Here is a 7391-nt window from a genome sequence, read left to right on the forward strand (position 1 = left end):
AAATGGGGAGTGGAATTTACTTTTTCATTTCAGTTACCTTTAATGCTTTGAATATTATGTGGAAATCTGCACATCCTCATGGTACAATGAAACTATAAGAAAACGGTGTATTTTTGAAGGAAGGAGTCGGTTTTATGGAGAAATTATTTCATGTGGCAGAAGAATATATTAAAGGGATGAAGTGGCAGGATATGGCGCTTCTCAAAATCTGCCTCTGCGCCGCAGGCATTATCATCGGAATTACGGCTCCGAAGCGGTGGAGAAAAGGGTTGCTTGCATTGGCGGCCGCAGCGTTTGTTATCACCTATATTCCGTTGATGGCAAAATTTGTTCCGGCGATGCGTAATCTCGGCTGCTGCGGCGAAGAGTAACATGTTTTCACCTGCGGGCACCGAAAGCTGTTCAATATTTTCAGCCGGGAGCAGAAAAAACAGAGTTACAGATAAAACGGCCATGCAGGCTTACAATAGAGCCTGCATGGCCGTTTTGGCAGATAACCCGCCTCTTTACCAATCAGTCCGCCTCTTTGACGGCCTCTTTCATTTCTCTGACATACTCCTTCACATAGGGGATACAGTCCTCCCCATATTGTTTACATAATTTGACAATGGCACTTCCGACAATCACTCCGTCGGCTATTCTGGCCATCGCTTTTGCCTGCTCCGGCGTGGAAATTCCAAAACCGATGGCGCAGGGGATACCCTTTGCCTGTTTGACGAGTGATACCATGGCCCCCACGTCGGTTGTGATGTTGGAGCGCACCCCTGTCACGCCCAGGGATGATACGCAGTAAACGAAGCCGCCGGCCTCCCTGGCAATGGACGTAATGCGGTCGTGGGAGGTGGGTGCAATCAGGGAAACGAGTTCCAGCCCGTATGTTTTGCAGACTGAGCCGAACTCTTCCTTTTCTTCAAATGGCACGTCGGGCAGGATGAGGCCGTTCATTCCGATTTCGGCGGCATTGCGGATAAAACGTTCTTTTCCATAGGAAAAGACCACATTGGCATAGGTCATAAACAACAGGGGAATGGAGGTTTTTTCCCGGATGCGTATCACCATCTCAAAGATTTTATCAGTTGTCACACCGCCGGAGAGGGCGCGTTCATTGGCTCCCTGGATGACGGGGCCTTCCGCTGTCGGGTCGGAAAAGGGAATGCCAAGCTCAATAAGATCAGCCCCGGCTTCCTCCATGGCATAGACAAGCTGTTCCGTGACAGATAACGACGGATCTCCGCAGGTGATAAACGGGATAAATGCTTTTCCGGCTGAAAATGCTTCAGCGATTGATACTTTATTCATGGATATCCTCCCCTCTGTAACGGGCAATGGCAGCGCAGTCTTTATCTCCGCGGCCTGACAGTGTGATAACGATAATCTGGTCTTTTCCCATGGCGGGAGCTATTTTCCGGGCATGTGCCACGGCGTGGGCGCTCTCAATGGCCGGAATGATTCCCTCCAGGCGGGAGAGGTATTCAAACGCATCCACTGCCTCATCGTCGGTTACCGGAACATATTCCGCCCGGCCCTGATCGTGCAGGAAGGCGTGCTCCGGCCCGATGCCCGGGTAATCCAGTCCGGCGGAAATCGAATAAACAGGGGCGATCTGGCCGTATTCATCCTGACAGAAATATGATTTCATGCCGTGGAAGATACCCAGCCTGCCGGTTGCGATGGTAGCGGCTGTTTCAGCCGTGTTAACGCCGCGTCCCGCAGCTTCACATCCAATCAGGCGGACTGATTCATCCTCAATAAAATGGTAGAAGGTTCCGATGGCGTTTGAGCCTCCTCCGACACAGGCCATGACGGCGTCAGGCAGCCTGCCTTCCAGTTCCATGAGCTGTTCTTTAATCTCTTTGGAGATGACCGCCTGGAAATCGCGGACAATCGTTGGGAAGGGGTGGGGGCCCATGCAGGAGCCGAGGACATAATGGGTATCCGCAATCCTGCTGGTCCACTCGCGCATTGTCTCGGATACGGCGTCCTTCAGGGTGGCGGTTCCGGTAGTGACCGCGTGGACCTTAGCTCCGAGAAGACGCATTCTGTAGACGTTCAGGGCCTGGCGCTCCGTATCCTCTTTGCCCATGTAGACTTCGCATTCCAAGTCCATCAGGGCCGCGGCCGTGGCGGTGGCGACACCGTGCTGTCCTGCGCCTGTCTCGGCAATAACACGTGTTTTGCCCATTTTTTTTGCCAGCAGAATCTGCCCCAGCACATTGTTGATTTTGTGGGCGCCGGTATGGTTTAAATCCTCTCTCTTTAAATAGATTTTTGCTCCGCCCAGATCCTCGGTCATCCGTTTTGCATAATAGAGGCGGGAGGGCCTTCCTGCATAATTGTTCAGGAGTTCGGTCAGTTCCCGGTTGAATCCGGGATCATTTTTATAATGGTTATATGCTTCTTCCAGTTCGATTACTGCATTCATCAGAGTTTCAGGCATATACTGGCCTCCGTGAATGCCAAATCTTCCGTTTGTCATGCTTCTGTTCTCCTTACTGCGGCTACTGCCGCCAGAATTTTTTCTTTGTCTTTTGCCCCGTCTGTTTCCACTCCGCTGCTCATATCCACGCCCCAGGGATGTACGGTCTTTATAGCCTCCGTCAAATTATGAGGCCCTAATCCGCCGGCCAGGAAGTACGGCCTTTTGATATGGCGCAGGAGGGACCAGTCGAATACGGTTCCGGTTCCGCCTGCTCCGTTGTCCAGAAGAATCAGGTCGGCCGGGCTTTTTTCCGCCTGCCGGATGGACTTGGGCGAATCGGCTTGAAAGGCTTTTATGACAGGTATGGTCAATTCTTTCTTCAGACATCTTATATAGTTTTCATCCTCACCGCCGTGGAGCTGTACAGCGCCTAATTCATTGCAGGCGGACAATGAAATAACGGACTCCAAAGGTTCATTTACAAAAACGCCGACAGGAGTGATGGACTCATCCAGCCGGAACCGGAGTTCATGCAGCTTCCCGCTATCGATGCTGCGAATACTTTTTGGCACGTGGATGATAAATCCGCAGTAATCAGGCCGAGCTTCGTTAATCCAGTCAATGTCGGCGGGGCGGGACAGGCCGCAAATCTTTATGCTCGTCATCGGAACGTTCCTCTCAGTTCATCCAGCATGGCTTTTTTATCGGGAGAACGCATCAGGGCCTCTCCGATCAGAACGGCGTTCGTCCCGTTTGCATAGAGCTTTTCAATATCAGCCGCAGTCCGGATACCGCTTTCTGAGACAAAGAGGATTTCCGGCGGAACCAGGGAACGCATGGCAATGCTGGTGTTTAAGTCCACCCGGAATGTTTTTAAATCACGGTTATTTACGCCGATAATGGAGGCGCCCGCTCTGACGGCCCGTTCTATCTCTTCCTCTGTGTGCGCCTCGGTCAGCACATCCAGGCGGAGGGAGACGGCAAGCTCCATATAGCTTTTTAACTGCGCGTCATCCAGAATCGCGCAGATTAATAGGATAGCGGCAGCTCCGGCGGCAGCGGCCTGGTAAACCATATATTCGTCGACGGTAAAATCTTTTTTCAGCACCGGAATGGCGGCGGTGCTGGCAATCTGCTTTAAGTACCGGTCGCTCCCCTGAAAATAATAAGGTTCCGTCAGACAGGAGATGGCGGCTGCCCCGGCTGCCTCGTATTCCCCGGCTATCTGAAGGTATGGAAAATCTTCTGCGATTACGCCTTTGGAAGGTGACGCTTTTTTTACCTCGCAGATAAAGGACATTCCCGGCTTTGCCAGCGCCTGGTAAAAGGTGGGGCGGTTTTGTCTGCCGGTACCGAATGCCGCCACCGCTTCGGCGTTATTTCTCATCTCGAACAGGGGAATCTTCCTGCGCTCTTCCCTGATTCGTTCTTTTGTTTTTTCTGCAATTGCTGCAAGGATATTTTCGTTCATTTTGTTCTCCCTTACCGATTGCTTTCCCTGATAAATTCTTCCAGCTTTTTCTGTGCGCTGCCGTTGTCAATCAGCTGTTCGGCCATCCGCACCCCATCCTCCAGGGATTCGGCCCTGCCGGTCACATACAGGGCGGCTCCGGCATTGAGGCAGACGGCGCAGCGCTTCGGTCCTCTCTCCGCGCCGCTTAAGATGGCGCAGGTGATGGCGGCATTTTCTTCCGGAGTTCCGCCCGTCAGCTCCTCCTTGCCGCAGCGGGCGTATCCGAACTGTTCCGGGGTGATTTCGTAGGACTGGAACCATCCGTCCCGGATTTCGCAGACGGAGGTGGCAGAGCTCATGGAAATCTCATCGAGCTTATCCTGCCCGTATACGACCATTCCGCGTGTGACGCCCAGCTTTGCCATAACCTGGGCCAGCGGTTCCACGAGGGCCTGCTCATATACGCCCATCAGCTCCATATTGGCGCCTGCCGGGTTGGAAAGCGGTCCGAGGATGTTGAATACGGTACGGATGCTCAGCTCTTTGCGGATCGGAGCGACATACTTCATCGCGATATGGTAATTTTGGGCAAACAGAAAGCAGATTCCGATTTTCTTCAGAAGCTCCGCGCTCTGTTCCGGCGTGATGTCAATTTTTACGCCCAGCGCCTCCAGCACATCGGCGGCTCCGCTTTTGGAGGATGCTGCCCTGTTTCCGTGCTTTGCCACCGGCACTCCTCCGGCCGCAATGACCAGGGAAGCGGTGGTGGAGATATTAAAGGAGTTTGCGCCGTCTCCGCCGGTGCCGACAATCTCAAGTACATCCATATCATGGAGCAGCTTGATACAGTGGGCGCGCATTCCGGCGGCGGATGCGGTAATTTCGTCGATGTTTTCCCCTTTGATTGACAGTGCCGTCAGATAAGCCGCCATCTGTACCTGGCTTGCCTGGCCCTCCATGATTTCATTCATAACCTGCTCTGCCTCTTCATAGGACAGGTTCTCTTTATTGGAAAGTTTGATAATTGCTTCGCGGATCATAATGATTAACCTCCTGGAAAATATATTTATTTAAATACCGATTTTTAGATACTGCTGCCGATTAGATAAGTTGATAGTTTAATACACGATTGTCTAACAACCCGATAGTTCAACAACCCAATAAGTCAATAACTGTTCAGAAAATTTTGAATCATGAGTTTTCCCTGGGGTGTCATAATCGATTCCGGATGGAACTGAACTCCGTAGACCGGGAACTCCCTGTGTTCCACGGCCATTATTTCCCCGTCCATCGTACGGGCTGTAATGCGGAGCGTGCCGGGCAGTTCCTCTTCCGAGGCAGCCAGAGAATGATACCGGGCCACCCGGACCGGGGATTCCAAACCGCAAAACAGGGTGCTGTCTGCTTCTGTGTATATTTCGGATGTTTTTCCGTGCATCAGTTCCTTGGCGTAGGTGACAACGCCTCCGAGGGCCTTGCAGATTGCCTGATGGCCGAGACATACGCCGAGGATGGGCGTCTTTCCTGTGAAATGACGGATCACTTCAAGAATATTCCCGGCGTCCTCCGGCCGGCCCGGCCCTGGCGAGATGACAATCGACTCCGGGTGCATGGCCTCTATCTCTTCCACAGTGCAGGCGTCATTTCGTATGACCTTCAGATCAGGGGTGATACTGCCAATCAATTGGTACAGGTTGTAAACAAAGCTGTCATAATTATCAATCAGTAATATCATAACAGGCCTCCTTCCGCTGCCTTCAGGGCATTGACGACTGCCTTTGCCTTGTTGCAGCATTCTTCAAATTCACGTTCCGGAACGCTGTCGGCCACGATACCGGCTCCGGACTGGATACATACTCGGCCGTTTTTCTTATAGGCGAGGCGGATTGCAATGCAGGTGTCCATGTTGCCGGTGAAATCGAGATAGCCGATGGCGCCTCCGTAGATGCCTCTCTTTCTGCCCTCCAGTTCTCCGATAATCTCACAGGCCCGCAGTTTGGGCGCTCCGGAGAGCGTTCCGGCCGGGAGGATGGAATCAATCGCATCCACGGCGTCCCGGTCGTTTCGGATTGTTCCCGATACAGTGGAGCCGATGTGCATAACGTGGGAGAACCGTTCAATGGAACAGTATTTATCAACTTTTACCGTGCCAAGGCGGCATACCCGGCCTAAATCGTTTCTGCCGAGATCCACCAGCATGTTGTGTTCCGCCAGCTCTTTTTCATCTGACAAAAGCTCCCGCTCAAGAGCTTCATCCTCCTGTGCATCTCTGCCCCGCGGCCTTGTTCCGGCCAAAGGGAAATTATAGAGCGTTTGGTTCTGTAGCTTTGCCAGCGTTTCCGGGGAGGCCCCGGCGATTTCCACATCGTCGCTGGAAAAGTAGAACATATAAGGGGATGGGTTTGTGGTGCGCAGAACCCGGTAAGTGTCAAAGAGACTTCCCTCTGCGGCCGCGGTGAGCGGATCGGAGAGAACGACCTGGAAGATATCGCCTTCATGAATATAATGTCTGGCTTTTTCTACCATCCTGCAATACTCTTCCTTCGTAAAAACGGGAGTCAGTTCTTCCTTTAGCTTCAGGGGACGGAAAGCGGCTTTGGCCGAACTGTAAAGCAGGCGCTCGGTTTCATCCAGCTTTTCGGCGGCTTCCGCGTAGGAGCGCTCCGGATCGGCGGCATCCACGCCGGCTATCAGAATCAGCTTCTGCTTATAGTGGTCAAAGACAATAACCCGGTCAAACAGCATTAAATCCACATCGCAGAAATCATCGTTTTCCAAATCCTTTTTGCCCAGAACCGGTTCGGCATATTTAATGTAATCGTAGGAGAAATATCCTACAAGCCCCCCGGTAAAAGGCGGCATATTTTCCAGCTTCGGACTTTTGTATTCCTCGAGGATCCGGCGTATCGCCTCCCCCGGATGAAGTGTTTCGGATATGGTCTCCTCTTTTATCTCGTCCTCATCTCCACGGCGGATGCGAAGAACACCGTTTCTGCAGGTCAGTTCCAGGGAAGGGGAGCAGCCGAGGAAAGAATAGCGTCCCCATTTCTGATTATCTTCTGCGCTTTCCAAAAGATAGCAGTGGCGGCTGGCCGCCCTCAGCGTTCTCATTACTTCTATTGGGGTGAAGCAATCGGAGTAAATCTCGCGTGCAACGGGGATACGGCGGTAGACGCCGCTTTCTGCAATTGTTTTCAAATCTTCGATTGTTGGGTACATAGCAGGCCTCCTGTTCTAAAGAAATATCAATAAATGCCATATAGCTCATAATTATTTTTCGTTACAGTTCAGCCTTCGGCTAAACCGTAACAAATGATGCACAGAAACGGCAAAAAACGTCGTTTCGCGCCGCACAACTCGGGATTTTCGCAAAAAACAGCGAAAACACCTCGCGGAATACATCATGGCTGAACGGTTACTATTTTCTGAAGGTCTTCTTCTCACTATGTAACAAGAAAGAATCCTGCCCGCCGCAGTGCGATCCACCGCGGAGCGGTTTTAATTTAACAGGAGAACTTT

Annotated in this window: 8 protein-coding genes; 1 reads left to right on the forward strand and 7 read right to left on the reverse strand. The window is 52.0% G+C overall.

Features of this window, described 5'->3' with window-relative positions; translation table 11 throughout:
* Positions 1-134 precede the first annotated feature (134 nt).
* A complete protein-coding gene (locus tag CLOSYM_RS20790) occupies positions 135-371 on the forward strand; it encodes a hypothetical protein (protein ID WP_003497685.1) in 237 nt (78 codons plus the stop codon).
* A 142-nt stretch (positions 372-513) separates the two neighbouring features.
* Here the strand turns inward: CLOSYM_RS20790 and trpA are convergent, their stop codons facing one another.
* From trpA to trpE, 7 genes are all read right to left on the reverse strand, one after another.
* The gene (trpA, locus tag CLOSYM_RS20795; protein ID WP_021643691.1) at positions 514-1299 is read right to left on the reverse strand and encodes a tryptophan synthase subunit alpha; all 786 of its coding nucleotides are present in this window, start codon (positions 1297-1299) and stop codon (positions 514-516) included.
* Positions 1292-2476 carry a tryptophan synthase subunit beta gene (gene trpB, locus CLOSYM_RS20800; RefSeq protein WP_021643692.1) on the reverse strand — a complete coding sequence of 395 codons (1185 nt, stop codon included), beginning with the start codon at positions 2474-2476 and terminating at the stop codon, positions 1292-1294. Before trpB ends, trpA begins: the two co-directional genes overlap by 8 nt.
* A complete protein-coding gene (locus CLOSYM_RS20805; RefSeq protein ID WP_021643693.1) occupies positions 2473-3084 on the reverse strand; it encodes a phosphoribosylanthranilate isomerase in 612 nt (203 codons plus the stop codon). The genes trpB and CLOSYM_RS20805 overlap by 4 nt, the downstream gene beginning before the upstream one ends.
* Positions 3081-3890: an indole-3-glycerol phosphate synthase TrpC gene (trpC, locus tag CLOSYM_RS20810; RefSeq protein WP_003497677.1), complete on the reverse strand. Its 810-nt coding sequence runs from the start codon at positions 3888-3890 to the stop codon at positions 3081-3083. Before trpC ends, CLOSYM_RS20805 begins: the two co-directional genes overlap by 4 nt.
* Before the next feature lie 11 nt (positions 3891-3901).
* Positions 3902-4912: an anthranilate phosphoribosyltransferase gene (trpD, locus tag CLOSYM_RS20815; RefSeq protein ID WP_003497676.1), complete on the reverse strand. Its 1011-nt coding sequence runs from the start codon at positions 4910-4912 to the stop codon at positions 3902-3904.
* 125 nt (positions 4913-5037) lie between these two features.
* Positions 5038-5607, reverse strand: coding sequence for an anthranilate synthase component II (locus tag CLOSYM_RS20820; protein WP_003506264.1), 570 nt, complete (start codon positions 5605-5607; stop codon positions 5038-5040).
* The gene (gene trpE / locus CLOSYM_RS20825) at positions 5604-7091 is read right to left on the reverse strand and encodes an anthranilate synthase component I (RefSeq protein WP_021643694.1); all 1488 of its coding nucleotides are present in this window, start codon (positions 7089-7091) and stop codon (positions 5604-5606) included. The genes CLOSYM_RS20820 and trpE overlap by 4 nt, the downstream gene beginning before the upstream one ends.
* Between the last annotated feature and the right edge of the window lie 300 nt (positions 7092-7391).

Source organism: [Clostridium] symbiosum ATCC 14940 (assembly GCF_000466485.1).
Classification (GTDB): Bacteria; Bacillota; Clostridia; order Lachnospirales; family Lachnospiraceae; genus Otoolea; species Otoolea symbiosa.